This is a genomic window from Marinobacter sp. E2, from assembly GCF_055755345.1.
Genome location: NZ_CM146911.1, coordinates 1,664,116 through 1,689,749 on the forward strand (window position 1 = coordinate 1,664,116; position 25,634 = coordinate 1,689,749).

Below are 25,634 nucleotides of genomic sequence, written 5' to 3' on the forward strand. Positions count from 1 at the left end.
CTTGGAGAGCAGATCTCTCATAAATAAGCATCAACCTCCTCCACGGTCTGGGCAGAGACTGTTCGCCTATTCACATCGACTATTCCTGAAATATTCCATATTTCTCATGAGCTTGTAAGCCGATGGCGCGGGCAGTTAGGAGATTTTCGGACAAGTGTCGTATATTTCCACCCTTTTCCGCCCCCCGATAAACAAAAAGGCCCGAAGCGTTAACTCCAGGCCTTCTCATCACTCACTGCAGTCAATCACCTCAACCGCACTTGCTGTCACCGCAGGACAGGCAGGTCGCGCACCCGTCCATCACGATCACCGCCTTGGTGCTGCACTTGCCGCACATGGTGGCGTTGGCGGGGTAGTCGCTGGCTTTTTCGTCGTTCGTGGCCGTGGTGTGGGTGGCTTCGAACTCGGCGCGCTTTTCGGCGAGGATGCGCTTGGTGGTTTCGCTCATTTCCTCGCTTTCCAGCAGACCGATGGCCTTCAGGTGCTTCTCGATCACGGCGCCGATTTCAGCCACCAGGGACGGCATGAATACGCCGCCTTTCTTGAAGTAGCCGCCGTTGGGGTCGTACACGCTGCGCAGCTCTTCCACCAGGAAGGTTACATCGCCACCCTTGCGGAATACCGCGGAGATAACGCGGGTGAGGGCGATTACCCACTGGAAGTGCTCCATCGACTTGGAGTTGATGAACACTTCATACGGCTGCCGGCTTTCGTGGTCGGTGCCTTCGTTGAGCAGGATGTCGTTGATGGTGATGTACATCGCGTGCTCGGCCACCGGCGGCTTGATCTTGTAGGTGGTGCCCAGCAGGAAGTCCGGCCGCTCGATGTATTCGTTCATCTGAACGGGCTTGCTGTCTGCCTGCACCGGTGCCTGTTGCTCGGCGGCGGCTTCAGGGTCGGCTTTTTTTACGCGGTAGCCGACGATTTTGTTGCTGATTTTAACTGTCATGTTCGTTGTCCTGTGTCGGTTCCCGGATCAGTACTTGCCGTAGGTGCCTTCTTTGAGTGCGTCAAACAGGTTGGCGGCGTTGTGGATTTCGCCGTCGTACTCCACCTGTTCGTTGCCCTTGAGGGTCACCTTGCTGCCGTCGTCCAGGGTGAACTCGTACAGCGTGTTTTCCAGATCCTTCTCTTTTACCAGCACGCCCTGGAAGGCTTCCGGGTTGAAGCGGAAGGTGGTGCAACCCTTCAGGCCCTTGTCGTAGGCGTAGAGGTAGATGTCCTTGAAGTCCTGGTAGGCGAAGTCTGTCGGAACGTTCGCGGTCTTGGAAATCGAGGAATCTACCCACTTCTGGGCTGCGGCCTGAATGTCCACGTGCTGCGCCGGTGTTACGTCGTCTGATGTAGTGAAGTAGGACGGCAGCTGCTTGTCTTCGTCCTCGGAGAACGGCATGGCGCCCGGGTTCACCAGGTGGCGGTAGGCCAGCAGCTCGAAGGAGAACACGTCCACCTTCTCTTTGGTCTTCCGGCCTTCGCGGATGATGTTGCGCGCGTAGTGGTGCGAGAAGCTCGGCTCGATGCCGTTACTGGCGTTGTTGGCCAGCGACAGGCTGATGGTGCCGGTGGGCGCGATGGAGGTGTGGTGGGTAAAGCGGCCACCTTTCTCGGCCAGCTCTTCCACCAGCTTCGGCTCCACGCTGGCAATCTGCTGCATGTAGCGACTGTACTTGGCGTGCAGGATGCGGCCTTTCACCTTGTCGCCCAGCTTGTAGCCGTCTTTGCTCAGCTGCGGGCACTTGTTCAGCATCTTGGCGTCAATCTCGAACTCGTCGTCCATGATCGGCGCCACGCCTTTTTCCTCGGCCAGGGCCAGGGACTGGCGCCAGCCTTCCACGGCCATCTCGCGCACCACTTCTTCGGTGAACTGCACGGATTCTTCAGAACCGTAGGGCATGCGCAGCATGGCAAGGGTGGAGCCAAGGCCCAGGATGCCCATGCCGTGGCGGCGCTTGTAGGTGATCTCGTGGCGCTGCTCGGCCAGCGGCAGGCCGTTGATCTCTACCACGTTGTCCAGCATGCGGGTGAAGATGCCCACTACCTTGCGGTATTTCTCGTAGTTGAAGCTGGCCTTGTCGGTGAACGGGTAGTCCACGAACTTGGTCAGGTTCACCGAGCCCAGCAGGCAGCTGCCGTACGGGGGCAGGGGCTGCTCGCCGCAGGGGTTGGTGGCGCGGATGTCTTCGCAGAACCAGTTGTTGTTCATCTGGTTGACCTTGTCGATCAGGATGAAGCCCGGCTCGGCGTAGTCGTAGGTGCTGGTCATGATGGTGTCCCAGATGAACTGGGCTTTCAGGGTGCGGTAGATGCGGCAGGCCACCTTGCCTTCGTCGTTCACCACATAGCCTTTCTGCACCGGGAAATCGCGGTACACGAACTGGCTGGCGTCGCTCAGGTCCAGGCCTTCGTCTTCCACTTCCTTTTCAGTCACTGGGAAGGAGAGGTGCCAGTCGTCGCCATTGCGCACCGCTTCGATGAAGTCCTCGGTAATAAGCAGCGAGAGGTTGAACTGGCGCAGGCGGCCATCTTCACGCTTGGCCTGGATGAAGTCGATGACATCCGGATGGTGCACGTCGAAGGTAGCCATCTGGGCACCGCGGCGGCCACCGGCGGAAGACACTGTGAAGCACATGCGGTCGAAGATGTCCATGAACGACAGCGGGCCGGAGGTGGTGGCGCCGGCACCGGCCACGTAGGCGCCTTTCGGGCGCAGGGTGGAGAATTCATAACCGATGCCACAGCCTGCCTTGAGGGTAAGGCCGGCTTCGTGGTTCTTCTCCAGGATGTCGTTCATGGAATCCTGAACGGTACCGGAGACGGTGCAGTTGATGGTGGAGGTGGCCGGCTTGTGCGCTTCGGCACCGGCGTTGGAGGTGATCCGGCCGGCCGGGATAGCGCCGTTCTGCAGGGCCCAGATGAAGTTCTTCATGTGCTGGGTGCGTACGGATTTGTTCTCCACCTCGGCAAGGGCCTTGGCAACGCGCTCGTAGGTTGCGTTGATGTCCTTGTCTACGGGATCGCCATTCTTGGTCTTCAGCTGGTATTTGCTGTGCCAGATGTCGATTGAGGCTTCCTGCATCGGAATTGTCGTTACCACTGCCTGTGCCTTAGCGTTCATTGCCACCCTCGGTATGTCCAGTATGTCTTCTTTTTGACAGCACTGCAGAGCAATGCTGTACCCCTTTTGATCAATGCCATGGGCGATTTGTTCCGCGGAGCCGTGTAAACCACTAGATATGGTGGTTGCCTGTGAAGGCGGTTTTGCTCCCGGATGCCCGGTTACGTCTGTAGATCGTTGTGTTGGCGCGGCTGGAGCCGCTTGCGGCCACTTGTGATGCTGTGACCGCCTGGAAGTCTGTGGCCCTATATGTGGGCTTATTTTTTGAGGAGTATAACAGGATATAGTGTTGTGTGAATAAGAACGCAACTATTGAACGGGAGCATGCCGCAAAGAAAATCAATCGTTGAGCGCTTGCATCGTCGAAAATTCCCGGAAAACCGCGCGTTGCGGCTAAAAACTCATTACTACTATATGTTGTGGTTAAAAATTCACCGGTAATAGCCCTGCAGAGCCGGGCAGAATGTGACTTCTGCACGTACCCCGTCGATACGTGTCGTTAAAGTAGGAGGGTGGTGTCGAACATTGCAGTGGCCCACAGGATGTGACCAATACAAAACAAGGAAATAATAATGAAAGGCCTGAAACCAACCTTGCTAGCGCTCTTTGTCGCGGGTGCGCCACCCGCGGCCATGGCCGAGATCCAGATGCTGGACGACTCGGACATGGGCAACATCACCGGCCAGGCCGGTGTGACCATCGAGCTGGAAACCCGACTGAACATCGATCGCTTCATCTACACCGATGAAGGCTCTCTTGAGGTCAACGATATCTTCATCGGCGGTGCCAACCGCACCGACATGTTCTCTGAGATGAACCTGAATCTGAACGGGCAGGCGACCGATCGACTGGACAACATCCGGATCAATATTGATATCGCACAGGATGGCGATGCCATTATCAATCTGTTGCCCATCACGTTTAACGCGGTGGATTTCCGGATGAGCACCGGCGCCTGGAACCTCACCGGCACCGGCGGTAGTACCACCGTGCTGGATAACTTCAACATGGACATGCTGATCGGCTCCGGCACGATCCGCATTGATACGGCCACCGACAAGCTGAACCTGCTGACAGACATCGCGATTGACGATCTGGATTTCGATGTGCCGTTCCTGGCCCTCGGCATCCGGGATCTGCAGCTCACCGGCGCAGACTATGATCTGTCTGCACCCCAGCCCCTGAGGCTGTTCGCGAACGTCGATCTCGATATCTACAAGGGCAGCAACGCCGCTGGCGATGAAGCGCTTGCCGTGGATATGGAGCTCTTCGAGGCAGACATGCGGATTGGTGGCGTGCTCGTGGGCGGTGTGTCGATTGGCTCGGTAGCCATGGACAACCTGGCCATCTCGAACACGGCCATGCGCATTTACGGCCACTGAGTCTTTCCTGCCGTTAAAAACAAACGGGGCCCGCGAGGCCCCGTTTTTTCTGCCATGACTTCAGCCCAGCAGCAGGCTGTCGTCGTCCACTTCCAGTCCGCGCTGCTTCTCGAACAGGCCCAGCAGGTCTTTCACTTCCAGGCCCTCGCGGTCCTTACCGGCGATGTCGAACACCACCTGGCCCTGGTGCAGCATCACCGTGCGGCTGCCCACTTCCAGAGCCTGTTTCATGCTGTGGGTCACCATCAGCGCAGTCAGCTTCTGATCCTCGATGATCTTGGTGGTCAGTTCCAGCACGAAGGCGGCGGTTTTCGGGTCCAGAGCGGCGGTGTGTTCGTCCAGCAGCAGGATGCTGGAGGGCGTGAGGCTTGCCATCAGCAGGCTCACGGCCTGGCGCTGACCGCCAGAGAGCAGACCCATCTTGTCGCCCAGGCGTTTCTCCAGGCCCAGGTTCAGCGATGAGAGGCTGTCCCGGAATTGCTCCATGTACTGGCGTTTAACCGCCGAGGTGAGACCACGGCGCTGGCCACGCTTGATGGCCAGGGCCAGGTTTTCCTCGATGGTGAGGCCTTCGCAGGTGCCAGCAAGGGGGTCCTGGAACACCCGGGCCACCTGGCCGGCCCGTTTGTGGGTCGGCAGTTTGGTGACATCGAGGTTGTCCACGATGATCTGGCCACTGTCCACGAGGACTTCGCCGGCCAGCGCATTCAGGAATGTGGATTTGCCGGCGCCGTTGCTGCCAATCACGGTAACGAACTCGCCCTGGTTGACGGTGAGGCTCATGCCACGAAGGGCGGGGTTTTCCAGCGGTGTGCCTTTGCCAAAGGTGAGCCGCAGATCGGTTGCACTGATCATGTTGTCTCCTCAGGCCTTTTTTCGTGACAGTTTGCCGGCGATGGACGTGCGCACGCCGGGCAGAACAATGGCGAGGGTTACCAGAACCGCCGTAATCAGGTTCAGGTCCTGGGCCTGGAGGCCGAGGAAATCGGCGTTCAGGGCAAAGGCGATGGCCAGCCGGTAGATGATGGCGCCCACCACGCAGGCGATCAGTGCCCGAAACACGGTGGAGGGCGTGACCACTGCTTCACCGCCGATCAGCGAAGCCAGGCCGATGACGATCACGCCCACGCCCATGGTGACGTCTGCCGCGCCCTGGCTCTGGGCGAACAAGGCGCCTGCAAGGCCCACCAGGCCGTTGGAGAGGGCAACGCCGAGCACAATCATGGCGCCCGTGGCGATGCCCTGAGCCCGCGCCATGCGGGCGTTCGCACCGGTGGCGCGCATGGCGAGGCCGGTTTCGGATTTCATGAATCGCCAGAGCAGGATAAGGGACAGGAACACCACAATCACGAACAGCAGCACTGGTACCTGGTGGAACTCCAGGCCCAGGTCGTACCAGGGGGTAAGCACGGTTTCTTCGGTGAGCAGCGCCACGTTCGGCCGCCCCATGATGCGCAGGTTCACCGAGTAAAGCGCGATCATGGTCAGGATGGAGGCCAACAGGTTGAGAATGTTGAGCTTTACGTTCAGCAGGGCTGTGACGGCGCCTGCTGCCATGCCGGCCAGCACGGCGCAGCCGGTGGCCAGCCAGGGGTTCCAGCCGTCGATGATCAGTACGGCAGCGACGGCGGCTCCCAGGGGAAAGCTGCCATCCACGGTAAGGTCGGGAAAGTCCAGCACCCGGAAGGAAAGGTAGATGCCGAAGGCTACCAGGCCATAGATCAGGCCGGTTTCAATAGCGCCATAGAGGGCGATGTTACTCAGCATGGTCGGGTATCACCATTAAATAGAAACGGGCAGCCCCTTGTGAGGGCTGCCCGTTGGGTTACGGGATTACTGGGCGCTGTCGATGACTTTTTCTGCCTCGGCGATCAGCTCGTCAGAAAGGGTGATGCCCATGCGCTCGGCGGCGGCCGGGTTCACAAACAGGTCCAGCTTCTCCATGGTTTCCACGGCCATATCGCCCGGCTTCTCACCGTTCAGCACGCGGGCAACCATCACGCCGGTCTGGCGACCGTGATCGTAGTAGTCAAAGCCCAGGGCAGCCACGGCACCACGCTCAACGGTGGCAGTGTCGGCGGCAAACACGGGAATGCCGGCGCGCTCACCCACGGAGATCACCGCTTCTGCCGCGCTGATCACGGTGTTGTCGGTGGTCAGGTAAATGGCGTCTGCCTTGCCCACCAGGGAGCGGGCGGCGCCCAGTACTTCGGAGGTCTTGGTGGCCGCGCCCTTTACCAGTTCCAGGCCGCGGGCGGCCAGGCGCTCCTCAAGCAGGTTCACCAGCGATACCGCGTTGGCCTCACCGGGGTTGTACACGGTGCCGATGCGCTTGGCGTCGGGTACGATGCGCTGCAGCATGTCCAGGTGCTTGTCCAGTGGCAGCATGTCGCTCACGCCGCTGATGTTGGCGCCGGGGGCTTCCAGGCTGGTCACCAGTTTGGCACCCAGCGGGTCGGTTACGGCCGAGAAGATCACCGGTGTGTTGCGGGCTGCCGCCGCTACGGTCTGGGCCGAGGGTGTTGCGATAGCAACGATGACGTCGGGGCTTTCACCCACGAACTTGCGGGCGATCTGGGCGGCGATGGCCGAGTTTCCCTGGGCACTTTCGTGCATCACCTGGAGGTTTTCACCTTCTTTGAAACCACGTTCAGCCAGCTCGTCCTTGATGCCCTGATAAACGGCGTCCAGTGCCGGATGCTCTACAATCTGGGTGATCGCGACAGTGCGGGGTTCGTCTGCCTGCACGAGGGTTGCCATTGCCAGCAGGGTGGCACCCAACAGGGTGCGCAGGGTACGTTTGGCCATATGCCCATCTCCGGATCGGTTGACTGTGATGTTGAAGTTCAGAAGGTGCGCAAGTTTATCACAGGCACGTGGCCTACGGGGTAGTGTCTGGCCGGTTGCCGCAGGCTTTTTGGAGCTTTCGGTCCGGGTTGGGTAATCTGTCGTGACTAAAATAGGTGCAATCAGAAATTATTTTGCGTCGGTCACGTTTTGACGGCCTATCATGTGTTGAAATACCCTACGAAAGTCTAATAATAAGTCACCCATAACTCGAATAACGAAATGCAAGGAAGGTCCATGGACACAACAAACAAACTCCCGCTGGATATGCTCTATCACTGGGAGAACGAAAAAACGAACGCGCTGTACATGACCCAGCCCATCGGCGATGGCAAGGTGGTGGAATACACCTGGGGTCGCGCAGTTGATGAAGCCAGACGCATGGCTTCCTACCTGAAATCCCTCAATCTGCCGGAAAAAAGCAGAATTGGCCTGATTTCCAAAAACTGCGCCCACTGGATCATGACTGACTGGGCCATCTGGATGGCCGGTCACATCTCCGTTCCCCTTTATCCCACCCTGAACGCCGACACCGTGAATTACATCCTCAACCACGCCGAGTGCGAGGTGGTGTTTGTCGGCAAGCTGGACGACTGGGACATGATGAAGCCGGGTGTGCCAGAGTCGGTGCGCTGCATTTCCTACCCGCTGAGCCCGCCCAACGATTTCGAAACCTGGGACGACATCATTGCCAAGTATCCTCCCCTTGAGGTGAACACTCACCGGAGCGCCGACGAGCTGGCCACTATCGTGTACACCTCGGGCAGCACCGGCAAGCCCAAGGGCGTGATGCTCAGTTTCGGCAACATGGCGTTTGCCGCCGAAGGTGGGATGGAAGTCCTGAAGGTCGGATCCGACGAGCGCATGCTGTCCTATCTGCCGCTGGCTCACGTATTCGAGCGCACCTTTGTTGAGCTGGCCTCGCTGTACGCGGGATTCCAGTTGTACTTTGCCGAGTCGCTCGACACCTTCGTGCAGGACCTGCAGCGGGCGCAGCCGACTCTGTTCCTCTCGGTACCGCGTCTGTGGGTGAAGTTCCAGCACGGCGTGCTGCAGAAGCTGCCCAAGCAGAAGCTGGAGCGACTGCTGAAGATCCCGGTGGTGAACAAGCTGATCAAGAAGAAGATCCTCAAGGGTCTGGGCCTGGACAAGGTGAAACTGGCGGGCAGTGGTTCCGCGCCGCTGGCCAGCGATGTTCTGGACTGGTACCGCAATCTTGGCCTTGAGCTGCTCGAAGGCTATGGCATGTCTGAAAACTTTGCCTATTCGCACATGAACAAGCCGGGCCGCTCGCGTACCGGTTACGTGGGTGAGTCGCTGCCAGGAGTGGAAACCCGCATCAGTGAAGAGGGCGAAGTGCAGATCAAGAGCCCGGCCACCATGATGGGTTACTACAAGGATGAAGAGAAAACCCGCGAGGCCTTCACCGAAGACGGTTTCCTGAAAACCGGCGACAAGGGTGAGATCGACGAGATGGGTCGCCTGAAGCTGACCGGCCGCATCAAGGAAATCTTCAAGACCAGCAAGGGCAAGTACATTGCCCCGGCGCCGATTGAAAACCGGCTCATGTCCCACGACGCCATTGAAATGGTGTGCGTGTCTGGCGCCAACCAGACCCAGCCTCATGCACTCGTGATGCTGGGTGAGGAAGTGCGGCCGAAGATGGCCGATGAGGCCTTCCGCAAGGAAATCGAGGAAAGCTTCAAAAAGCTGATTGCGGATGTGAACAAGACCGTGGATCCGCACGAGCAGCTGGCGTTCATTACCGTGGTCAGCGATGAGTGGTCCATCGAGAACAGCTTCCTGACCCCAACGCTGAAGCTCAAGCGCAACGTGGTGGAGGACGCCTACCAGGAGAAGGTGGATAGCTGGTACGCCAAGCGCCAGCCGGTGATCTGGCAATAACGCATCACTGCTCTCAAGCAAGACGGAGCCCGGCCATGCCGGGCTCTTTTTTTGTAGGGGTAAAAACCGACGTTAGTCGCATAGGGAAAAGGCAGGCGCAGGCCTAAACTGGAACGATATCAGGAGGATGTTATGAGCCAGTTGTCCCTTTTCCAGAAACGTGTCCATGACGAGATACCCCTCTCCCGGGCCATGGGTATTCAGCTGCATTCCTGGGATGGCCATTCGCTGCTTCTGAGCGCGCCGCTGGAACCGAACAGCAACCACCAGGGAACGGGCTTCGGCGGGAGCGTGTACGCGGCGGCGGTTACCACCGCCTGGGGCGTAACCGAACTGGCATTGTGGGACCTGGGACTCAGGGCAACGGTGGTGGTTCAGAACGGCACCATTGATTACCTGGAGCCGGTGACCTCCGACTTTTACGTGGTTTGCCGGTTGCCCGGCGAAGAGGTTCCGGAACGGTTCCGCAAGAGCCTGGCGAAGCACGGCAAGGGGCGCCTGGACCTGACCGCCGAGGTGTTCTGTGGTCAGCCCACGGCGGCACCAGAAGGCGATCCGGTGGCGGTGTTTCAGGGCCGCTTTGTAGTTCGGGACGTGAAATCCCGGGTTACTCTCTAAGGCCTTGCCAACTACTAAGGCCTTGCCAACTAGGGCCTGCTGAAGCCGGAGCTCAGGCGATCGACCGGCTGTTCGAGATCGACCGGCTCATCAGGATGATGGGCACAATGCCCGCAAGCACGATGATCAGGGCCGGCAGGGCGCTGTGGAACAGGCGTTCGTCGGAGGCAAACTGGTATACGTAGGTGGCCAGGGTCTCGAAATTGAACGGCCGCAGAATCAAGGTGGCCGGCAACTCCTTCATGCAATCCACAAACACCACCAGCGCCGCGGTAACCAGAGTACCGCGAAGCATGGGCAGGTGCACCCGCACCAGGGTCTTGCCGGGGGTGTGACCCAAGGAGCGCGAGGCCATGTCCATGCTGGGGGTGATCTTCTGCAGGGCACTTTCCACGCTACCGGCAGACACCGCCAGGAACCGGACTGTGTAGGCAAACACCAGTGCAAAGGCGGTGCCGCTCAGCAGCAGCCCGGTACTGATGCCGAAGAATTCCCGCATCAGGCTGTCCAGCCAGTTATCGAATCCCGCCAGAGGTACGATCACACCCACCGCCAGTACGGCACCGGGCATGGCATAACCGAGGCTTGAGAGGCGCATCAGGACCTGCATGCCCCGGGTGTTGTGGAGCCGGCGACTGTAGGCCAGCGTGATGCCAATCAGCAGGGTGGTCAGGGCGGCAGCGCTTGAGAGAAACAGGCTGTTGAAGGTGTTGCGGACGAATTCGGGATTCCAGCTCTCGTCAAAATACTCCCAGGCATACAGGCCCAGGGTTGCACCGGGAATGACAAAGCCCAGCAGCACAGGAACCGCACACACGGCCAGGCAGATCATCTGGCGACCGAACGACATCTTGAAACGGCGTATCGGCTCGCGGTTGTCGCGGGCGGCGTACTGTTGCTGGCGCCGGCGGGAGTACCGCTCCAGCGTCACCAGAATCACCACGAAAATGAGCATGGTGGTGGCAATCTGGGCCGCGCCGCCAAGATTGCCCAGGTTCATCCAGGTATCGAACAGGCCGGCGGTGAGGGTCTGGACGGCGAAGAAATCAACGGTGCCGAAGTCGTTCAGGGTTTCCATCAACACCAGCGACAGGCCAACCGCAATGGCCGGGCGGGCGATGGGCAGAACCACCCGGAAAAAGGTGCTGATGGCGGAGTGGCCGAGGCTTCGGCTGACGTCGAACAGCGAGGGCGACTGCTCAAGGAACGCGGCCCGGGCCAGCAGGTACACGTAAGGGTACACCACCAGGCCGATCATCAGCGTGGCGCCCTCAAGGCTCCGTATCTCAGGGAACCAGTAATCGGCGGCGCTGGTCCAGCCAAACCAGTCCCGGAGTGCTCCCTGCACGGGGCCGGCGTAGTCCAGAAGGCTGGTGTACACATAGGCAATCACATAGGCCGGCACGGCGAAGGGGAGCAGCATGGCCCACTCGAAGAACCTGCGGCCGGGAAATTCACACATGGTGACCGCCCAGGCCGAGGACAGGCCAACCACCAGGGTGATCACGGCTACCCCGATCATCAATTGCACGGTGGTGGTCAGGTATCTTGGTAGGGTGGTGTTGATCAGGTGAGGCCAGATGTTTTCTTCCGGGAAGAAGGCCAGAAAAATAACAGAGAGCACGGGCAGGGCGACGATGGCGGTTGTTATGAAAGCGCTGATCAGCCATCGGGCAGAGGTGCGTTTGGCCAGCAGGGGTTGGGATACCCCGGGATGTGTGCTGGTTGCGGCCTCTGTCATGATGTTCCTGTCTTTAAAAACGTGCGGTTACCCGAGCGAGGGTGCAGATTGTAGACAGCTCGCGTGGTGCCTGCAACGACTGACAGCAGGACACACGCGGTTCGCATGGAAGGCGAGGGCGGCGAGCCCGCCCCCACCAACCGTGGATCACTCGCCGTCGTAGTCGACGCGGTCAACCAGTTTTACTGCCGCATTGCGATTTTCGGCAATTTCCTGCAGTGACAGGTTGTCCGGGTTGATCTCGCCCCACTCGGTTACCAGGCCAGAGGGCTCAACTGCCGGGTTGGCGGGGTACTCGGTGTTGGCCTCCGCGTAAATGCGCTGGGCTTCCGGCGACGACAGGAATTCCATCAGCTTGATGGCGTTTTCCCGGTTCGGGGCGCTGTTGGTCAGTGAGATACCGCTGATGTTCACGTGGGTGCCACGGCCCTCGGCGTTCGGGAATACCAGGCGGACCTGTTCGGCGATCGGGCGCTGGCTCTCATCCTGCAGCATGTTGCCGTAGTAATAGCTGTTACCGATGGCCACATCGCAGACGCCCTCGGCAATGGCCTTGATCTGGTCACGATCGCCGCCCTGGGGCTTGCGCGCGAGGTTGTCCTTCAGGCCCTCGAGCCATTGCTCGGTCTCTGCCTCGCCGTGGTGGGCGATCATTGAGGAGAACAGGGCAATGTTGTACGGGTGCTTGCCGCTACGGGTGCAGATCCGGCCTTCCCATTTGTCGTCCGCCAGTTGCTCGTATGTGGTGATGGCGCCTTCTTCAACGCGCTCCTTGGAGACAAAAATCAGGCGTCCGCGGGTGGTCAGGGCAAACCATTTGCCTTCCGGGTGGCGCAGGTTTTCCGGAATGTTCTCTTCCAGCACGTCGTTATCCACCGGCTGAACCAGATCGCGCTCCACCAGCTCGTTCAGGCGGGAGATGTCCACGGTCATAACCACGTCTGCCGGGCTGTTGCGGCCTTCGCGCTCCAGGCGTTCCGCCAGACCCTGCTTGGCAAAGACCACATTGGCCTTGATTCCGGTTTCCTGCTCGAATGCATTGAGAAGGGGCTCAAGCAGGTATGCCTGACGGTAGGAGTAGATGTTCACCTCGCCGTCGGCGGAAGCTGTCAGGGGAAGGGCGCTCAGGGCCATTGCGGCGGTAACTGCCAGTTTCATTCGCATAGTTTTGTCCTTTTCAGGGCGTTGCGGTGTCTTTGGCCTGTATTGAATTGCACAGGCGTTTAAAAACAGCAACTATTCTCATTTGTGTTACAAGTGTAGTCAATAACTCCTCTGGGATATTTTCAGCAAAATGGTGCTATGCTTCGGAAGATCATAAAAACTATGCAAAAAGTAGTGGGATCCATTGATGTCCGGGACTGAGCGAAGAGAGCACATTCGCACTGCCATGAGTGCGAAAGTGAAAGTGGTCCACGGGGAGCTGGGCGAGTTCGTCTTCTCAACCCGTGACATTTCCGATGGCGGCGTGTTTGTTGTCGTCGATGCCGAGCCCTTTGCCCCGGAAATTGGCGACAGGGTGACGGTTCAGGTGCAGGGGCTGCCCGTGCCCGCGCCGACCTTGCAGATGGTCGTGGTGCGAAAAACCAATGACGGCTACGGGCTGCAATTTGATGAAAATGGAGACTGATAGGCGGATTGCGCTGGTTCTAAGTGGATAATGGCAAGCGTTTGTTACCGATGCCAGGGAATGCGCCCGTTCGATGACTGTGCCCAGACCAACCCATTTAAGCTCTGAAGAAACAACGGCCAGGCGACTGTCCTTCACCTTGCTGGCCAGGCCGCTGGCGGCATGCCTGCTGCTGTTGTCAGTGTCCGGATGTGCCAGTTACTACTCCCATTTCGCCATGTTTCCGGCTGCCAACTCCTCTGGCGAACCCAGGCAGGTTCGCCTCTCCTGGCAGACGGCCGAGTATCCGGACTGGTGGTTCCTTGGGAACCGGGCTACCTCGGTAAAGCTGGAGACCCAGTGCAGTGACAGAGTGTGGCGCCTGAGGGATGGGGATGACGACCAGGCCGGGCAGTGTGCTACCGGCATCCGGGCCTGTGGAGAGAAGGGGCAGGATCTGGTAGCAGCCACCGGTCAACCGGCAACGCCCGAGTTCCGATGCATGGCCATCAATCCCCAGGCTCCCGCCGCTCGTATTGCCGGGGTAGGCGGTAAGCTGGAACTTCTGGTGTCCTGTGAGCCTTCGGTGGTCGCTGAGGGGCAGGGTGATGACGCCCGCAATCTGGATTATCTCAGGGCCTCAGCAGTGCCCTATACCGTCTATGTGCGCAAGGCTCCACGAGGGTCCCTGATCGCAAAGCCGCCTCGTTTTGACGACTCCGTATGTGACGCAGAGTGACACTTTCTGACGTTCCAGTGTGACCGCCATCACATTGCTACACTTTGTTGCCTCCTGAATATTAGCGTTACCTTTTGTGGCCTTTGGGTTACTCCGCGATACGAATTTGTAATTGTGTCTTCCGGACGCTGGGTCAGAATGGTAGCCATCGAAACGTTTTTATTGTGAGGTGGTCCCGTGGGTGTCCAACAAAAGAAAGTGGCAGTGCATGATCTGGAAGTGGGCATGTTCGTGTCCGATCTGGACAGGCCGTGGCACCAGACGCCTTTCCCGATCCAGGGTTTTCACATCCGCTCCCAGGACGATATCCGTGCGCTCGTGTCCCACTGCAAGTGGGTGATGATCGACGTTGCCGAGATTCGTGAATCGCGGTCTGTGAAGGGCAACAGCAAACCGGTATTTGGTCGTGCGGCTGCCAGGCGCGGAGGGCGCGAGCAACTGCAGTTGCCGCCCCTGAGCATTCGGGAGCCAGTGACCTACGAGACGGTTACCACGCTCAAGAAAGAAATGAAGACGTCCAAACGTCTCCTGGATGACGTGGAAGACGCCCTGGGGCAGCTGTTCGACACCCTGCGGTCCGAGGGTGTGCCCGATTTGCGGCCGATCGCAACCATCACCAGCAAGATGGTGAGCAGCGTCATCCGGCAACCAGACGCGCTGCTGTGGCTCAGTCGCACCCGGGCCCATGACAGCTATCTTTACCGGCATGCCCTCAATACCGCCGTATGGGCGTTGGTGTGCGGGCGTCACCTTGGTCTGAACGAGGGGCTGCTGAACCATCTGGGCCTTGGCTGTCTGCTGTCCCAGGTGGGAAAAACCAGCTTGCCGGCAGACATGCTTGCCCGGGAAGGACAGTTGAGCGCCGAGGAGTATACAACCTACCGGGGTTACATCGACCGGGGGGTTGCCATGCTGCAGGACAGCGGGCTGTCACGTGCCGTGCTGAGTGTGGTTCAGTGTCATCGGGAGCGTCATAACGGCTCGGGTTTCCCCGAGGGTATCCGGGGTGACCGGATTCCTTTGCTGGCCAAGGTGGCCGGTATTTCCGAATTCTTCGAGTCGCTGATTGCCCCCCGCAAGCACTCCGAGCCGCTTACCCCCGCCAAGGCGGTGACTCTGCTGTATGAGATGCGCAATATTGAGTTTCAGGAAGACCTGGTGGAAAACTTTATCCAGGCGATTGGCATCTACCCGACGGGCAGTCTGGTCGAGCTGACGGACGGCCAGCGCGGTATCGTGGTTTCGCACTCTCCGGAACGCCGGCTCTGGCCCCGCGTGATGGTGATGACAGACGCCGAGGCGCGGCCCCTGAAAACCGCGAAGATCATTGATCTGGCCCGCTACAATGAGGATCGCGATGCAGCCGAAGCGGTCCAGATCCGTGAATGTCTGCCCCATGGCACCGAAGGAATGGACCCGTCCATGTACGACGTCACCGGCGTTGAATCTCGCTGGAGCCTCGGGCGACTGATTAACGGATAAGCACTCGCAGCTGTTTGCGGACCCATCGATAGGTGTGCTCCGGGCGGAAGCTCAGCAGGAGTTCTGATTCTCCGCCCGCAGGACCCGCCACAAAATACTCCACCTCGCCGCCTTGCCAGTCTGTTGCATGTATCTGAACATCCTGGGGGCGTGTGCTGATGGCCTCCAGCTCGGCAAGAGCCAGGTCACCACCGATCTTCCGTATGGCCACGGACTGGATGGCGGTGTTGCCCGCTGGAATGCTGGCAACTTCCTCGTCCAGATAGTATCGGTTCGCCACTGCGGTAGTGATCGCTTTCAGTTCCCGGGAGAGGTAGGTTTTCACGGTTTCGTTGTCTATTTCCGTCACTGTGCGCACGGACTCCAGGATCCGGGTCCGGAGAGCAGCGAGATCCTCGCTGTAGACCACATCCGGATCGATGGCGTTTTCATCCAGCGGCCGTGACGGCGCGTTGTCAATTTCTTCGAGGGTTGGCGGGGGCTGACAGAGCGGATCGTCTTCCGGGTAGAAGCAGATCTGGGCCAGCAGCTGATTGGCCGGGGACACGTTCGATCCCTCGGCGGTAAACTCCGCTTCACTGACGTTGAAGTCTATGGGCGAGCTCAGGCCCGGCAGGGCCGCGTTGAGCTGCCTGATCACCCGCTCGCGGATTTCGATACCCTCGCCCTCGCCGATGTTCTCGGTCCAGTTCAGGGCGATCAGTAACCGGGAGAGGTTATTCAGCGGGACGTTCTGCAACAACTGCTGCTCCCGCAGGGTGTGGGTGCTCAACCCTTCGCTGTCGACCAGGGGTGCCTGCAGTGCTGTGCGCACGTCCGGAAAAAATTCGAGGAAGGTGACGTATTGGCCGGCGGGTACTCCCTGCGCCAACGACAGATCGCCTACGCGGAATTCAACGGTTTCGCCGGGGTAGTAGCGGAACTCGCCGCGGTCTGTGGTGGTGCCGGACTGGCTCGCCGTCTGGTAGCCCAGGCCACTGACGCCATTGAAATTCAGCCGGCCGGCGAGGGTGTCATCGCCCGCGGAGCCGCCGCTGTCGTCAAAACAGCCAGACAATACCAGGGTGCCTATCAGGGTGAAGGCCAGTTGGAAGCGGTGAACGGATCTCATGGTGTGTCGTACATTCCCTCGTTTCAGCACGCCTGCACCGGGTTGCGGCGTCTTTTGTAAGTTGTTGTAACCGCATTATAGGGACGGGTATTGCCTCATATCGGGATTCCTGTCGCAGTTTCCATGATTGATTCACGGGCGGGCAGAGCCCGAAGCCCCGGCTCCAGCCCCTTGAAATTGCGGGGACAGTCACAATTAATAGCATTCTAAATTCCGGCAGAGCGCCAGGCCGACTGGCCTCTGCCCACCGCAGGATCGGAATCGTCTATGACCAATGCACTGGAAATTGAGGGCCTGACCAAGGCCTATGGCGATGGCTTCCAGGCCCTGAAAGGGATTGATCTGAACGTCGCCGAGGGCGACTTTTTTGCGCTGCTAGGCCCCAACGGCGCGGGTAAATCCACCACCCTGGGTATCGTCTGTTCGCTGGTGAACAAAACCGGGGGCAAGGTTCGGGTGTTCGGCAAGGACATTGATACCCATCTTTCCGACGCCAAGCTGAACCTCGGTGTGGTGCCGCAGGAGTTCAACTTCAACCAGTTCGAGAAGGTGTTCGATATTGTGACCACCCAAGCGGGCTACTACGGTATTCCGCTCAAGCAGGCATCGGTCTCGGCGGAGAAATACCTGAAGAAGCTGGGCCTGTGGGAGAAGCGAGACACCCCGGCGCGAATGTTGTCCGGTGGCATGAAGCGCCGCCTGATGATTGCCCGCGCCCTGGTGCACGAACCCAGGCTGCTGATCCTTGACGAACCCACCGCCGGTGTTGATATCGAGTTGCGCCGGTCGATGTGGACCTTCCTGGAGGAGATCAACCGCCAGGGCACCACCATTATCCTGACCACGCACTACCTTGAGGAGGCGGAAGCGCTTTGCCGCAATATCGCCATCATCGACCACGGTCGTATCCTCAAGCACACCAGCAAACGGGCGCTGCTGCAGCAGCTTAGCCTGGAGACCTTTGTGCTCGATACCGAGGAGCCGCTGGATTCCGCTCCGGAATTGTCCGGATTTGCCACCCGCCTGGACGACGAGGGCGCGCTGGAAGTAGACGTGGAGAAAGGGCAGGGCTTGAACCAGGTGTTCGTGCAGCTCGAGCAACTGGGCATCAAGGTGGTGAGCATGCGCACCAAGGCCAACCGGCTGGAGGAGCTCTTTATCCGCATGGTGGAGGAGAACGCGGCAGAGAGTCGCAAGGCCATGGAGGGCGCCGCATGAGCCCCCAGGCCATACTGACTGCCTTCAGCACGATCGTGGTTCGCGAAATTCGCCGGTTTACCCGCATCTGGGCCCAGACCCTGTTGCCGCCGGCGGTGACCATGACACTCTACTTCATTATCTTCGGTAACCTGATCGGTTCGCGCATCGGTGAGATGGGCGGGTTCGACTATATGGCGTTTATCGTGCCCGGGCTGATCATGATGGCGGTGATCACCAATTCCTACTCGAACGTGGTGTCTTCGTTCTTTTCGATGAAGTTCCAGCGCAGTATCGAGGAATTATTGGTGTCGCCAGTGCCCAACTGGGTGATCCTGGCGGGCTATGTGACTGGCGGCATGGCGCGCGGGCTCGGTATTGGCCTGATCGTGACCCTGCTGTCCCTGGCATTCACGCGGTTATCCATTCACAGCGTTCCGATGATGGTGCTGACGGTGTTCCTCACCTCGGCGTTGTTTTCTCTTGGCGGTTTCATCAACGCGATGCTGGCCACCAAGTTCGATGATATCTCCATCGTGCCGACCTTTGTGCTTACGCCGCTGACCTACCTCGGTGGCGTGTTCTACAGCATCGATATGCTGCCGGCGTTCTGGCAGGGTGTTTCCATGGCGAACCCGATCCTGTACATGGTCAACGGGTTCCGTTACGGCATCCTTGGTGTCTCGGACGTCAATCCCTTCGTATCTCTTGGTATGATTCTGGTGTTCATTGCCATCCTGGCCTTCATTTCCCTGAAAATGCTGGCGCGTGGCAAGGGTATTCGCCACTGACCTCAGGACCTTCTATGGCACTTAACGACGCACCGCTTGGCAAGACAAGCGACTATCCAGACAGTTACGACCCGGGCCTGCTGTTTCCCGTTGCCAGGGAAGAAAACCGTCGGCGACTGGGGCTTGAGGACGGTCGCTGGCCCTGGTTTGGCGAGGATCTCTGGCAGGCCTGGGAAGTGTCCTGGCTTCGCCCCGGTGGCGTGCCCGAGGTAGCTTGGGCAGAGCTGGTGTTCCCGGCTGCATCCCCGGCCATTATCGAATCCAAATCTCTGAAGCTGTACCTGAACTCCCTCAACCAGGCGGTTTATTCCAGCCGGGAGCAGGTGGCCGAGGTGATTGCGCAGGATCTTTCCAGTGCCTGTGGCGGGTCGGTGCAGGTGCGCCTGCACAGCGTTGATGAGTCCGGGGAGGCCATTGGCCGCCCGGCGGGGTTCGAGCTGATTGATGACGAGCCGGTGACCGAGCCGGTCTACGAGTACTCGCCTGATTCGCTGTCTGCTGGCGGTGCCGTCGTTACCGAGCAACTGTGCTCGCATCTGCTGAAAAGCAACTGCCCGGTGACCGGCCAACCGGACTGGGCCACCTTGCTGGTCAGCTATACCGGGCCGCGGATCGACCGGGCGGGCCTGCTGCGTTATGTGGTCAGTTTCCGTCAGAAGCAGGATTTCCACGAACACTGCGTGGAGACCGTGTTCACGGATATCATGGCCCGCTGCCGGCCGGAATCGCTGACGGTGTGCGCCCGTTATACCCGGCGCGGGGGGCTGGATATCAATCCCTGGCGCAGTACCGAAACGGGGCAGGATGCCGGACCACGACTGATCCGGCAGTAAGGGTCAGGAAAGGTCTTCCTCGCGCCGCAGCCGGTCTGCGGCGTCTTCCAGTGCCGAGAGGATGCACTGGCGTTCTTTCTCGGTCACCTTGTCGGAATCCAGGTACATCGCAAAGCCACTGTGCTCGTGCTCCAGGAAACTCCGGTGGGGACCCATGTCGCGCCGGAAGTCGACCACCTCATAGATAGGTACCGGCTTGCCGAAGCCCTTCACGGTGATTTCGCCCTTGTCCCGGCACATGATCTTGTCCTTGATCAGGGAGAAGGTCTCGTAGGAAACAAGTATTTCGCCCGGCTGGGCCAGTGACTCCAGGCGGCTGGCGAGGTTCACTTCCTTGCCGATAATGGTGTAGTCCATGCGGTTTTCGGCGCCGAAGTTGCCAACGGTGGTGTAGCCGGTGCTGATGCCCATGCGGATTTCCAGGGGCGTCTTGATGCCCTGGCTGCGCCATTTCTGGCGCATGATCTTCATGTGCTTGCGCATTTCAATGGCCATGGATACGCAGGCAAAGGCGTCTTCCCGCTGCCCACGGCTGGTGGGGTCACCGAAGAACACCATGATGGAATCGCCGACGAACTTGTCGATGGTGCCGCCGTATTTGAGGGCTACTTCGGACATTTCGTTGAAGTAGTGGTTCAGCAGCTCGGTAAGCGCCTCTGGCTCCATCTCTTCCGAGAGCTCGGTAAAGCCCTTGATGTCCGAGAAGAACACAGCGAGCTTCTTGCGCTGGGTTTCCAGGCGCACATCGCGCTCACCGGTGAAAATGGACTGCCAGACCTGGGGAGACAGGTACTTGGACAGCTTGTGGGACAGGGCGATGGATTGCTCCCGCTGGTTCTGGATCTGGGTTTTCGCCAGCATCAGGGCCCGTGCCTGCTGATGCGAATAGTAGGCGGTAACGCAGATGTACAGGCCGGTGGACAGGATCGAGACGATGCTGGTCAGCAGCGGAGAGTGGGGGCCTGGGGCCGGGCCAAGAATGGCCACGGATACTGCAATGGCGGCGATCATGAACATGGTGCCCAGGAACCATTGCCGTATGCCGCCCACGATCAGGCAACTGAACATGAGCATCAATGCAACGGCCAGGGAGGGTATGACAATCAGGCCGATGCACCCGATAAAACCGCCACCGATGACGCAATCCACAATCAGCATTTTCTGCCGGATGCGTGGTGAGTTGCGCAGAAACGTGCGCCGGGTCAGAGCGTGGGCAATGTGAGGCCAGGTCAGGGCGCCGGCGACCAGCCAGAGCAGCCAGAAATCGAAGGCATTCTGCAGTACCCCCGTGACGATGATCGCCGCCGTGGACGTGTACGCGAGAATCCGGCCGTTGTAATCGGGCATAGGCGGAATGGCCACCGGGTTCCCGGCGCCTTCAATGGCCATGGCCCTGCCAGCGGAGCTGCTGGCGCTGCGCAAATCCGGCGGCGCGCTCATCATCTCAGAAACGAATCCTGCCGATCAGCATGTCACGGAACATGACCCAGTCGCCCATGAGACTGTACAGTGGGTATTTGAACGTCGCGGGACGGTTTTTCTCGAATTTGAAGTGGCCTATCCAGGCAAATCCGTACCCGATAACCGGCAACGCCAGAAGCCAGAGGAACTTGCCCGAGGTCAGCGCCCAGGCACCCACGATCAGGACAAGCAGACTGCCGGCAAAATGCAGGCGACGGCAGATGGCATCGCTGTGTTCTTCAAGGTAGTACGGGTAGAATTCGGAAAAGCTGTTGAAGGTTTGTTCGTTGCTCATTGCGTTGCCACTCTTCGTTGTAAGACAGTCGCTGCGAGTCAGCTTTATTGTTAGTTATTGGCGAGTGTTTGGCGTTCTCGACTACGACTAAAGATTAACAGCATTACGTACGGGCCACAATTCACCGGCATGGGATGGCTGCGTGCGTTCTTTCATTCTCCTGACAGCGAGCCGTTATGACATCCGTTACTGATTTCCTGCTGAACCGTTCCTCCCAGCCCAGGCTGGAGGCGCCCGCTCCGGATGCCGCTACCCTGGAGCAGGCCTTTGCCTGTGCCGCCAGGGCTCCGGACCACGCCCTCCTGCGTCCCTGGCGGTATCTGGTGATACAGGGTGATGGCCTGGAGAAGCTGGGTCAGCTGTTTGCTGCCACCTGTGCCAATAACAGTGACGAAAAAGAGATCGACAAGCTGCGCCGGGCGCCGCTGCGGGCCCCGATGATCATTGTCGGCGTTGCCTCCCCGGTGGTTCACCCGAAGGTGCCGGAAATCGAGCAGGTGATGTCTGCCGCGGTGGGCATGAGTTTTGTCCAGCTGGCGCTCCAGGAAGCCGGGTTCGGCGTTATGTGGCGTACCGGTTCCGTAGCCTACAACGCTGCCGTACGGGAGGGGCTGGGCCTCGAGGAGCACGAGCAGATCGTCGGCTTTCTCTACACTGGCCGGGTGGCCCAGGCCAAACCCGCCGTCCCGCGCCCGGAGGTGGCCGAGTTCGTTCGCCAATGGCCGTAGCCTGATCCCCGAAACTTCCCCCTTGTTCCGGGGGAAGTTCCTTGCCGCTTTTTCGCGGCCCTCATTATGCCCAGGTTTGCCGACCGGCACGATACCCGCCCGCAAACACCGCTCCTCCCGCTAATTTCAACCGCTTTTCCAATTCTGGCATTCGCCTTGCTTTGATCCTGTCATGAAACGCAGGCGGCAATGTTGAGTCGCACTGCCCGCGCAGTATCTGGAGGCAACATGGCAATTTCGTTCGACAACGCTCTGGGCATTCATCAGCACGCCGTGGAGGCCCGTGTGAAGCGGGCCGAGGTGCTGGCAAACAACCTGGCAAACGCTGACACCCCGGGCTTCAAGGCCAGGGACGTTGATTTCCAGGCGATGATGCAGAAGGCCCAGGAGTCCATGAGCGGGTTAAACATGAGCAAAACCCATGAGGCGCATATGGATACCTCCACCCCGGGTGCCGACGGCGAACTGCTGTACCGCGTGCCGCACCAGCCGTCAGTGGACGGCAATACCGTGGACGCGCAGCAGGAGCAGACCCGGTTCATGCGCAATGCGATGGATTTTCAGGCCAGCTTCCAGTTTCTGAACAGCAAGTTCAGCGGCCTTACCAAGGCTCTTAAGGGCGAGTAAGCCACAGGATTAGCGAAGGAGATTTCTCATGTCACTGGGCAGCATTTTTGATATCGCCGGTTCCGGCATGACCGCGCAATCACTGCGGCTGAACACCACCGCATCCAACATTGCCAACGCCGAGACGGCCAGCTCGAGTACCGATACCACCTATCGGGCGCGCAAGCCGGTGTTTGCGGCTATCCAGCAGTCGATGATGAACCCGGGCCAGGGCAACTTCCCGATGTCGGCCGATCAGGGCGCCGGGGCGGGTGTGCGTGTGGACGGCATTGTCGAGAGCCAGGAAGAGCTGCAGATGCGCTACGAGCCCCACCATCCGGCCGCCAACGAGGACGGTTACGTGTTCTACCCGAACGTGAACGTGGTGGAGGAAATGGCGGACATGATGTCGTCGTCCCGGAGCTTCCAGATGAACGTGGATGTGATGAATACCGCCAAGTCCATGATGCAACGCATTCTGACGCTTGGTCAGCAGTAATTCGGTGAGGAGCAAATCATGACTGCAGTGAATGCAACAGACGCGTCGGATGTTCTGAGCCAGTACCGGGCGCAGCAGAAACAGATGGGCAGCGGTACCAGTGAACTGGGCCGTAACGAGTTCATGGAACTCATGCTGGCGCAGTTGAAGAACCAGAATCCCCTGGAGCCCCAGGACAACGGCGAGTTCATCTCCCAGCTGGCACAGTTCAGCTCTCTGGAGGAGATGCAGAATCTCTCCGGAACGGTTGAGGATGTGGTGGGTCAGTTCCGCTCCACACAGGCACTCCAGGCCTCTGCCATGGTGGGCAAGTCGGTTCTGGCACCCTCCCAGTTCGGCATCCTGGGCGCCGAAGGTGAGATTACCGGCACCATCGAGGTACCGGCGTCCACCGGAGGTCTTCGCCTGTCGATTGAAGGCAAGAACGGCGAGCGGGTGCGGCAGATCGATATGGGCAGCAGCCAGGCGGGCGTGGTGTCGTTCCGCTGGGATGGCCAGGACGGTAACGGCAATCCTTTGCCGCCTGGACCTTACCGGATTGTGGCCGAGGCCTCCTATCCCGATGGCCCGCAGCAACTGGGTACCATGGTGAGCGCCAACGTTGACAGCGTATCGCTTGGGCAGGGCGGTTCCATCACCCTGAATCTTGCAGGCATGGGCTCGATTGCCCTGTCTGATGTGAAACAAATTAACTGAGTCCGGTGAAACACCAGGGGGTTAACCATGGCATTTAACACAGGTTTGAGTGGCCTTCGCGCGGCATCGGTGGATCTGGACGTCACCGGCAACAATATTGCCAACGCCAGCACCGTGGGCTTCAAGGGCAGCAAGGCCCAGTTTGGCGATCTCTACGCCAGCGGCTTCCTGAGCGCCGGCACCAACCCGATCGGCGACGGCGTTCGGGTGCAGGATGTGAAGCAGTCTTTCGGTCAGGGCAACATCAGCTTTACCGACAACGGCCTGGACATGGCCATCAGCGGCGACGGGTTCTTTATCCTGAATAACGGCGGTGAGATCCGCTATTCCCGGGCCGGCCAGTTCTCGATTGATAAAGACGGTTATGTGATTAATAACCAGAATATGCGGGTGCAGGGGTATACCGCCGATGAGGACGGGAATCTCTCGGGGATTCGCGGTGACCTGCAGATCGAGACGGATAACCTGGCGCCAAGGCGGACAACGAACCTGGATTCGGACCTGAACCTGGATTCCCGCCAGAGCGTTCTTGAAACCCGTGTTCGGGACATCGGTCCACTGGCCTTCAGCGCCATCTCTGGCGAGACCTTTGATGTTCAATATACGGATGGCACTCCGAACTTTCCGGTTGATCTGACCGCAACCTCCACCGCGAGGGAAGCGGCGGCGGAGATCAACAATGCGCCGGGAATGAGTGCGTCGGCAACAACAACGGTGACCTTCGACGGCGCCCAGGATCTGAACGACGCCTTCATCAGCGGTGCCAGCAATTTCACCTTCAGCCTGGATATCAACGGTTCGCCCCTGACCCTCGATACCTCCAACATCAACTCGCTGCAGGATCTGGTGGATTCAATCAACAACTCCAGCGAGACCGCGATCTCAGCCTCCATTGTGGCCGGTTCTGGCGGTACCAATGTTCTGCGGGTGATTCACAACCAGGGCGAAACCCTGAGCTACAGCTTTGCGGACGGTAACGGCAACAGCGATTCCGATACCGTGACCGGTGACGTGAATGTGACGGCTGACCGGTCCGTGGCCGGTGTAACATCCACCACCGCGGACAACGATTTCGAGCTGGCCTTCAACGCATCGCCGATCCGGGTAACCAACGAGTTCAACCCGCTGGATCAGCGTACCTACAACCACGCCACATCCACGACTGTCTATGACAGCCTGGGCAACTCCCACGAGCTGACCCAGTTCTTCGTGAAGAATCCTTCGCCCGGCAACGGCGTAGGGGTGAGCGAGTGGTCCGTGTATGCGCAGATCGACGGTGAGTTCGTTGGCGGCACGGATGTGACACCGTTTACCGCCCGTTTTGACCAGGATGGCGCGCTGCAGTCCATCAATGGTGATCCGAGCGGTGAGATCCTGATCGATGACTGGGTTCCGAAGGACGAGAGCGGTCAGCCCAATGGGGCAGACGGCCCTCCTGCGCCGGGCGAGACCGTGGTAACGCCGATTCCTGAGCCGCCCACAACCTCAGCCTTTGTGATCAATCTCAGCGGCACCACCCAGTACGGGGCGGCGTTTGGCGTGAACGACCAGCAGCAGAATGGCTACACCACCGGCCGGCTGTCGGGCCTGGATGTATCCGACCAGGGCGTTCTGTTTGCTCGGTACACCAACGGGCAGTCCCAGGCATTGGGACAGGTGGCGCTGGCGGCCTTCAATAACACCGACGGTCTGAATCCCGTGGGCGACACCACCTGGGTCGAAACCTTCGAGTCCGGGCAGCCGATTATTGGCGCGCCCGACACCGGAACCCTCGGCTCCATCAAGTCGAGCTCGGTGGAGGAGTCCAACGTGGACCTGTCGTCTGAGCTCGTTAACCTGATCATTGCCCAGCGCAATTACCAGGCGAACGCCAAGACCATTGAAACCTCCGATGCGGTCACCCAGACCATCATCAACCTCCGCTAATCTCGCGGCCGTTAAACCAGCGTCATAGCGAACATGGCATGACTCCTGCAGGA

Annotated in this window: 24 protein-coding genes; 14 read left to right on the plus strand and 10 right to left on the minus strand. The window is 59.4% G+C overall.

Annotation, left to right across the window (positions count from 1 at the left end; all coding sequences use genetic code 11):
- Positions 1 to 250: 250 nt before the first annotated feature.
- Together AC0J1C_RS07605 and AC0J1C_RS07610 are read right to left on the minus strand one after the other, a co-directional pair.
- Positions 251 to 949, minus strand: coding sequence for a TSCPD domain-containing protein (locus AC0J1C_RS07605; protein ID WP_473046290.1), 699 nt, complete (start codon positions 947 to 949; stop codon positions 251 to 253).
- Between the two features lie 27 nt (positions 950 to 976).
- Positions 977 to 3,115: an adenosylcobalamin-dependent ribonucleoside-diphosphate reductase gene (locus tag AC0J1C_RS07610; protein WP_473046292.1), complete on the minus strand. Its 2,139-nt coding sequence runs from the start codon at positions 3,113 to 3,115 to the stop codon at positions 977 to 979.
- Positions 3,116 to 3,687: 572 nt separating this feature from the next.
- Here AC0J1C_RS07610 and AC0J1C_RS07615 point away from each other — a divergent pair.
- Positions 3,688 to 4,497: a DUF6160 family protein gene (locus AC0J1C_RS07615; protein WP_473046293.1), complete on the plus strand. Its 810-nt coding sequence runs from the start codon at positions 3,688 to 3,690 to the stop codon at positions 4,495 to 4,497.
- 60 nt (positions 4,498 to 4,557) lie between these two features.
- On the opposite strand, the gene AC0J1C_RS07620 is transcribed toward AC0J1C_RS07615, so the two are convergent.
- From AC0J1C_RS07620 to AC0J1C_RS07630, 3 genes are all read right to left on the minus strand, one after another.
- Complete coding sequence (locus AC0J1C_RS07620) at positions 4,558 to 5,352, minus strand: ABC transporter ATP-binding protein (RefSeq protein WP_473046294.1); 795 nt, start codon at positions 5,350 to 5,352, stop codon at positions 4,558 to 4,560.
- A 9-nt stretch (positions 5,353 to 5,361) separates the two neighbouring features.
- Positions 5,362 to 6,264, minus strand: a complete 903-nt coding sequence (locus AC0J1C_RS07625; RefSeq protein ID WP_375194057.1) for an ABC transporter permease — start codon at positions 6,262 to 6,264, stop codon at positions 5,362 to 5,364.
- 66 nt (positions 6,265 to 6,330) lie between these two features.
- Positions 6,331 to 7,305: an ABC transporter substrate-binding protein gene (locus AC0J1C_RS07630; RefSeq protein WP_473046296.1), complete on the minus strand. Its 975-nt coding sequence runs from the start codon at positions 7,303 to 7,305 to the stop codon at positions 6,331 to 6,333.
- Positions 7,306 to 7,581: 276 nt separating this feature from the next.
- Here AC0J1C_RS07630 and AC0J1C_RS07635 point away from each other — a divergent pair, with 276 nt between their 5' ends.
- Complete coding sequence (locus AC0J1C_RS07635; RefSeq protein WP_473046298.1) at positions 7,582 to 9,249, plus strand: AMP-binding protein; 1,668 nt, start codon at positions 7,582 to 7,584, stop codon at positions 9,247 to 9,249.
- A gap of 132 nt (positions 9,250 to 9,381) precedes the next feature.
- Positions 9,382 to 9,867 carry a thioesterase domain-containing protein gene (locus AC0J1C_RS07640; protein ID WP_375191392.1) on the plus strand — a complete coding sequence of 162 codons (486 nt, stop codon included), beginning with the start codon at positions 9,382 to 9,384 and terminating at the stop codon, positions 9,865 to 9,867.
- Between the two features lie 52 nt (positions 9,868 to 9,919).
- Here the strand turns inward: AC0J1C_RS07640 and AC0J1C_RS07645 are convergent, their stop codons facing one another.
- Both AC0J1C_RS07645 and AC0J1C_RS07650 read right to left on the minus strand, forming a co-directional pair.
- Positions 9,920 to 11,608 (minus strand): ABC transporter permease, encoded by a 1,689-nt coding sequence (locus AC0J1C_RS07645; protein WP_473046299.1) that lies wholly within the window; start codon positions 11,606 to 11,608, stop codon positions 9,920 to 9,922.
- A gap of 147 nt (positions 11,609 to 11,755) precedes the next feature.
- Positions 11,756 to 12,772, minus strand: coding sequence for a Fe(3+) ABC transporter substrate-binding protein (locus tag AC0J1C_RS07650; RefSeq protein WP_473046301.1), 1,017 nt, complete (start codon positions 12,770 to 12,772; stop codon positions 11,756 to 11,758).
- 187 nt (positions 12,773 to 12,959) lie between these two features.
- On the opposite strand from AC0J1C_RS07650, the gene AC0J1C_RS07655 reads away from it, so the two are divergent.
- The 3 genes from AC0J1C_RS07655 to AC0J1C_RS07665 all read left to right on the plus strand — a co-directional run bounded on the left by AC0J1C_RS07655 (position 12,960) and on the right by AC0J1C_RS07665 (position 15,438).
- The gene (locus tag AC0J1C_RS07655) at positions 12,960 to 13,238 is read left to right on the plus strand and encodes a PilZ domain-containing protein (protein WP_375191389.1); all 279 of its coding nucleotides are present in this window, start codon (positions 12,960 to 12,962) and stop codon (positions 13,236 to 13,238) included.
- 73 nt (positions 13,239 to 13,311) lie between these two features.
- Entirely contained in the window at positions 13,312 to 13,956 is a 645-nt protein-coding gene (locus AC0J1C_RS07660) for a hypothetical protein (RefSeq protein WP_473046302.1), read from the plus strand.
- Between the two features lie 177 nt (positions 13,957 to 14,133).
- Entirely contained in the window at positions 14,134 to 15,438 is a 1,305-nt protein-coding gene (locus tag AC0J1C_RS07665; RefSeq protein WP_473046304.1) for an HD-GYP domain-containing protein, read from the plus strand.
- Here AC0J1C_RS07665 and AC0J1C_RS07670 read toward each other — a convergent pair.
- Positions 15,428 to 16,549, minus strand: coding sequence for an organic solvent ABC transporter permease (locus tag AC0J1C_RS07670; RefSeq protein WP_473046305.1), 1,122 nt, complete (start codon positions 16,547 to 16,549; stop codon positions 15,428 to 15,430). The genes AC0J1C_RS07665 and AC0J1C_RS07670 overlap by 11 nt on opposite strands.
- A 267-nt stretch (positions 16,550 to 16,816) precedes the next feature.
- Here AC0J1C_RS07670 and AC0J1C_RS07675 point away from each other — a divergent pair, with 267 nt between their 5' ends.
- Genes AC0J1C_RS07675 through queF form a run of 3 tightly spaced genes read left to right on the plus strand, consistent with a single transcriptional unit; the run spans position 16,817 to position 19,370 of the window.
- Positions 16,817 to 17,767, plus strand: a complete 951-nt coding sequence (locus AC0J1C_RS07675) for an ABC transporter ATP-binding protein (protein ID WP_375191385.1) — start codon at positions 16,817 to 16,819, stop codon at positions 17,765 to 17,767.
- On the plus strand, positions 17,764 to 18,537 hold the full coding sequence (locus tag AC0J1C_RS07680) for an ABC transporter permease (RefSeq protein ID WP_091984817.1): 774 nt from the start codon (positions 17,764 to 17,766) through the stop codon (positions 18,535 to 18,537). The genes AC0J1C_RS07675 and AC0J1C_RS07680 overlap by 4 nt, the downstream gene beginning before the upstream one ends.
- A gap of 14 nt (positions 18,538 to 18,551) precedes the next feature.
- Positions 18,552 to 19,370, plus strand: coding sequence for an NADPH-dependent 7-cyano-7-deazaguanine reductase QueF (gene queF / locus AC0J1C_RS07685; RefSeq protein WP_473046308.1), 819 nt, complete (start codon positions 18,552 to 18,554; stop codon positions 19,368 to 19,370).
- 3 nt (positions 19,371 to 19,373) lie between these two features.
- Here the strand turns inward: queF and AC0J1C_RS07690 are convergent, their stop codons facing one another.
- Positions 19,374 to 20,813, minus strand: coding sequence for an adenylate/guanylate cyclase domain-containing protein (locus tag AC0J1C_RS07690; protein WP_375191382.1), 1,440 nt, complete (start codon positions 20,811 to 20,813; stop codon positions 19,374 to 19,376).
- 1 nt (position 20,814) lies between these two features.
- Positions 20,815 to 21,126, minus strand: coding sequence for an Mpo1-like protein (locus AC0J1C_RS07695; protein ID WP_473046309.1), 312 nt, complete (start codon positions 21,124 to 21,126; stop codon positions 20,815 to 20,817).
- A gap of 176 nt (positions 21,127 to 21,302) precedes the next feature.
- Here AC0J1C_RS07695 and AC0J1C_RS07700 point away from each other — a divergent pair, with 176 nt between their 5' ends.
- The 5 genes from AC0J1C_RS07700 (at position 21,303) to AC0J1C_RS07720 (ending at position 25,581) form a co-directional block, all read left to right on the plus strand.
- Positions 21,303 to 21,854 (plus strand): nitroreductase family protein, encoded by a 552-nt coding sequence (locus AC0J1C_RS07700; protein WP_473046310.1) that lies wholly within the window; start codon positions 21,303 to 21,305, stop codon positions 21,852 to 21,854.
- 228 nt (positions 21,855 to 22,082) lie between these two features.
- Positions 22,083 to 22,481: a flagellar basal body rod protein FlgB gene (gene flgB, locus AC0J1C_RS07705; RefSeq protein ID WP_473046312.1), complete on the plus strand. Its 399-nt coding sequence runs from the start codon at positions 22,083 to 22,085 to the stop codon at positions 22,479 to 22,481.
- Between the two features lie 28 nt (positions 22,482 to 22,509).
- A complete protein-coding gene (gene flgC / locus AC0J1C_RS07710; protein WP_473046313.1) occupies positions 22,510 to 22,959 on the plus strand; it encodes a flagellar basal body rod protein FlgC in 450 nt (149 codons plus the stop codon).
- 18 nt (positions 22,960 to 22,977) lie between these two features.
- The gene (locus AC0J1C_RS07715; protein ID WP_473046314.1) at positions 22,978 to 23,655 is read left to right on the plus strand and encodes a flagellar hook assembly protein FlgD; all 678 of its coding nucleotides are present in this window, start codon (positions 22,978 to 22,980) and stop codon (positions 23,653 to 23,655) included.
- A gap of 27 nt (positions 23,656 to 23,682) precedes the next feature.
- Positions 23,683 to 25,581: a flagellar hook protein FlgE gene (locus AC0J1C_RS07720; RefSeq protein ID WP_473046315.1), complete on the plus strand. Its 1,899-nt coding sequence runs from the start codon at positions 23,683 to 23,685 to the stop codon at positions 25,579 to 25,581.
- Positions 25,582 to 25,634: the final 53 nt, after the last annotated feature.

What these genes read in the sequence shown, in the direction of transcription:
- AC0J1C_RS07625 (WP_375194057.1), bottom strand. Translation starts at nt 6,264, where the DNA reads ATGCTGAGTAACATCGCCCTCTATGGCGCTATTGAAACCGGCCTGATC.
- AC0J1C_RS07645 (WP_473046299.1), bottom strand. Translation starts at nt 11,608, where the DNA reads ATGACAGAGGCCGCAACCAGCACACATCCCGGGGTATCCCAACCCCTG.
- AC0J1C_RS07675 (WP_375191385.1), top strand. Translation starts at nt 16,817, where the DNA reads ATGACCAATGCACTGGAAATTGAGGGCCTGACCAAGGCCTATGGCGAT.
- AC0J1C_RS07605 (WP_473046290.1), bottom strand. Translation starts at nt 949, where the DNA reads ATGACAGTTAAAATCAGCAACAAAATCGTCGGCTACCGCGTAAAAAAA.
- AC0J1C_RS07670 (WP_473046305.1), bottom strand. Translation starts at nt 16,549, where the DNA reads ATGAGATCCGTTCACCGCTTCCAACTGGCCTTCACCCTGATAGGCACC.
- AC0J1C_RS07615 (WP_473046293.1), top strand. Translation starts at nt 3,688, where the DNA reads ATGAAAGGCCTGAAACCAACCTTGCTAGCGCTCTTTGTCGCGGGTGCG.
- AC0J1C_RS07650 (WP_473046301.1), bottom strand. Translation starts at nt 12,772, where the DNA reads ATGCGAATGAAACTGGCAGTTACCGCCGCAATGGCCCTGAGCGCCCTT.
- AC0J1C_RS07680 (WP_091984817.1), top strand. Translation starts at nt 17,764, where the DNA reads ATGAGCCCCCAGGCCATACTGACTGCCTTCAGCACGATCGTGGTTCGC.
- AC0J1C_RS07635 (WP_473046298.1), top strand. Translation starts at nt 7,582, where the DNA reads ATGGACACAACAAACAAACTCCCGCTGGATATGCTCTATCACTGGGAG.
- flgC (WP_473046313.1), top strand. Translation starts at nt 22,510, where the DNA reads ATGTCACTGGGCAGCATTTTTGATATCGCCGGTTCCGGCATGACCGCG.
- AC0J1C_RS07610 (WP_473046292.1), bottom strand. Translation starts at nt 3,115, where the DNA reads ATGAACGCTAAGGCACAGGCAGTGGTAACGACAATTCCGATGCAGGAA.
- AC0J1C_RS07695 (WP_473046309.1), bottom strand. Translation starts at nt 21,126, where the DNA reads ATGAGCAACGAACAAACCTTCAACAGCTTTTCCGAATTCTACCCGTAC.
- AC0J1C_RS07715 (WP_473046314.1), top strand. Translation starts at nt 22,978, where the DNA reads ATGACTGCAGTGAATGCAACAGACGCGTCGGATGTTCTGAGCCAGTAC.
- AC0J1C_RS07630 (WP_473046296.1), bottom strand. Translation starts at nt 7,305, where the DNA reads ATGGCCAAACGTACCCTGCGCACCCTGTTGGGTGCCACCCTGCTGGCA.
- AC0J1C_RS07620 (WP_473046294.1), bottom strand. Translation starts at nt 5,352, where the DNA reads ATGATCAGTGCAACCGATCTGCGGCTCACCTTTGGCAAAGGCACACCG.
- AC0J1C_RS07720 (WP_473046315.1), top strand. Translation starts at nt 23,683, where the DNA reads ATGGCATTTAACACAGGTTTGAGTGGCCTTCGCGCGGCATCGGTGGAT.
- AC0J1C_RS07700 (WP_473046310.1), top strand. Translation starts at nt 21,303, where the DNA reads ATGACATCCGTTACTGATTTCCTGCTGAACCGTTCCTCCCAGCCCAGG.
- queF (WP_473046308.1), top strand. Translation starts at nt 18,552, where the DNA reads ATGGCACTTAACGACGCACCGCTTGGCAAGACAAGCGACTATCCAGAC.
- AC0J1C_RS07690 (WP_375191382.1), bottom strand. Translation starts at nt 20,813, where the DNA reads ATGATGAGCGCGCCGCCGGATTTGCGCAGCGCCAGCAGCTCCGCTGGC.
- AC0J1C_RS07640 (WP_375191392.1), top strand. Translation starts at nt 9,382, where the DNA reads ATGAGCCAGTTGTCCCTTTTCCAGAAACGTGTCCATGACGAGATACCC.
- AC0J1C_RS07660 (WP_473046302.1), top strand. Translation starts at nt 13,312, where the DNA reads ATGACTGTGCCCAGACCAACCCATTTAAGCTCTGAAGAAACAACGGCC.
- flgB (WP_473046312.1), top strand. Translation starts at nt 22,083, where the DNA reads ATGGCAATTTCGTTCGACAACGCTCTGGGCATTCATCAGCACGCCGTG.
- AC0J1C_RS07655 (WP_375191389.1), top strand. Translation starts at nt 12,960, where the DNA reads ATGTCCGGGACTGAGCGAAGAGAGCACATTCGCACTGCCATGAGTGCG.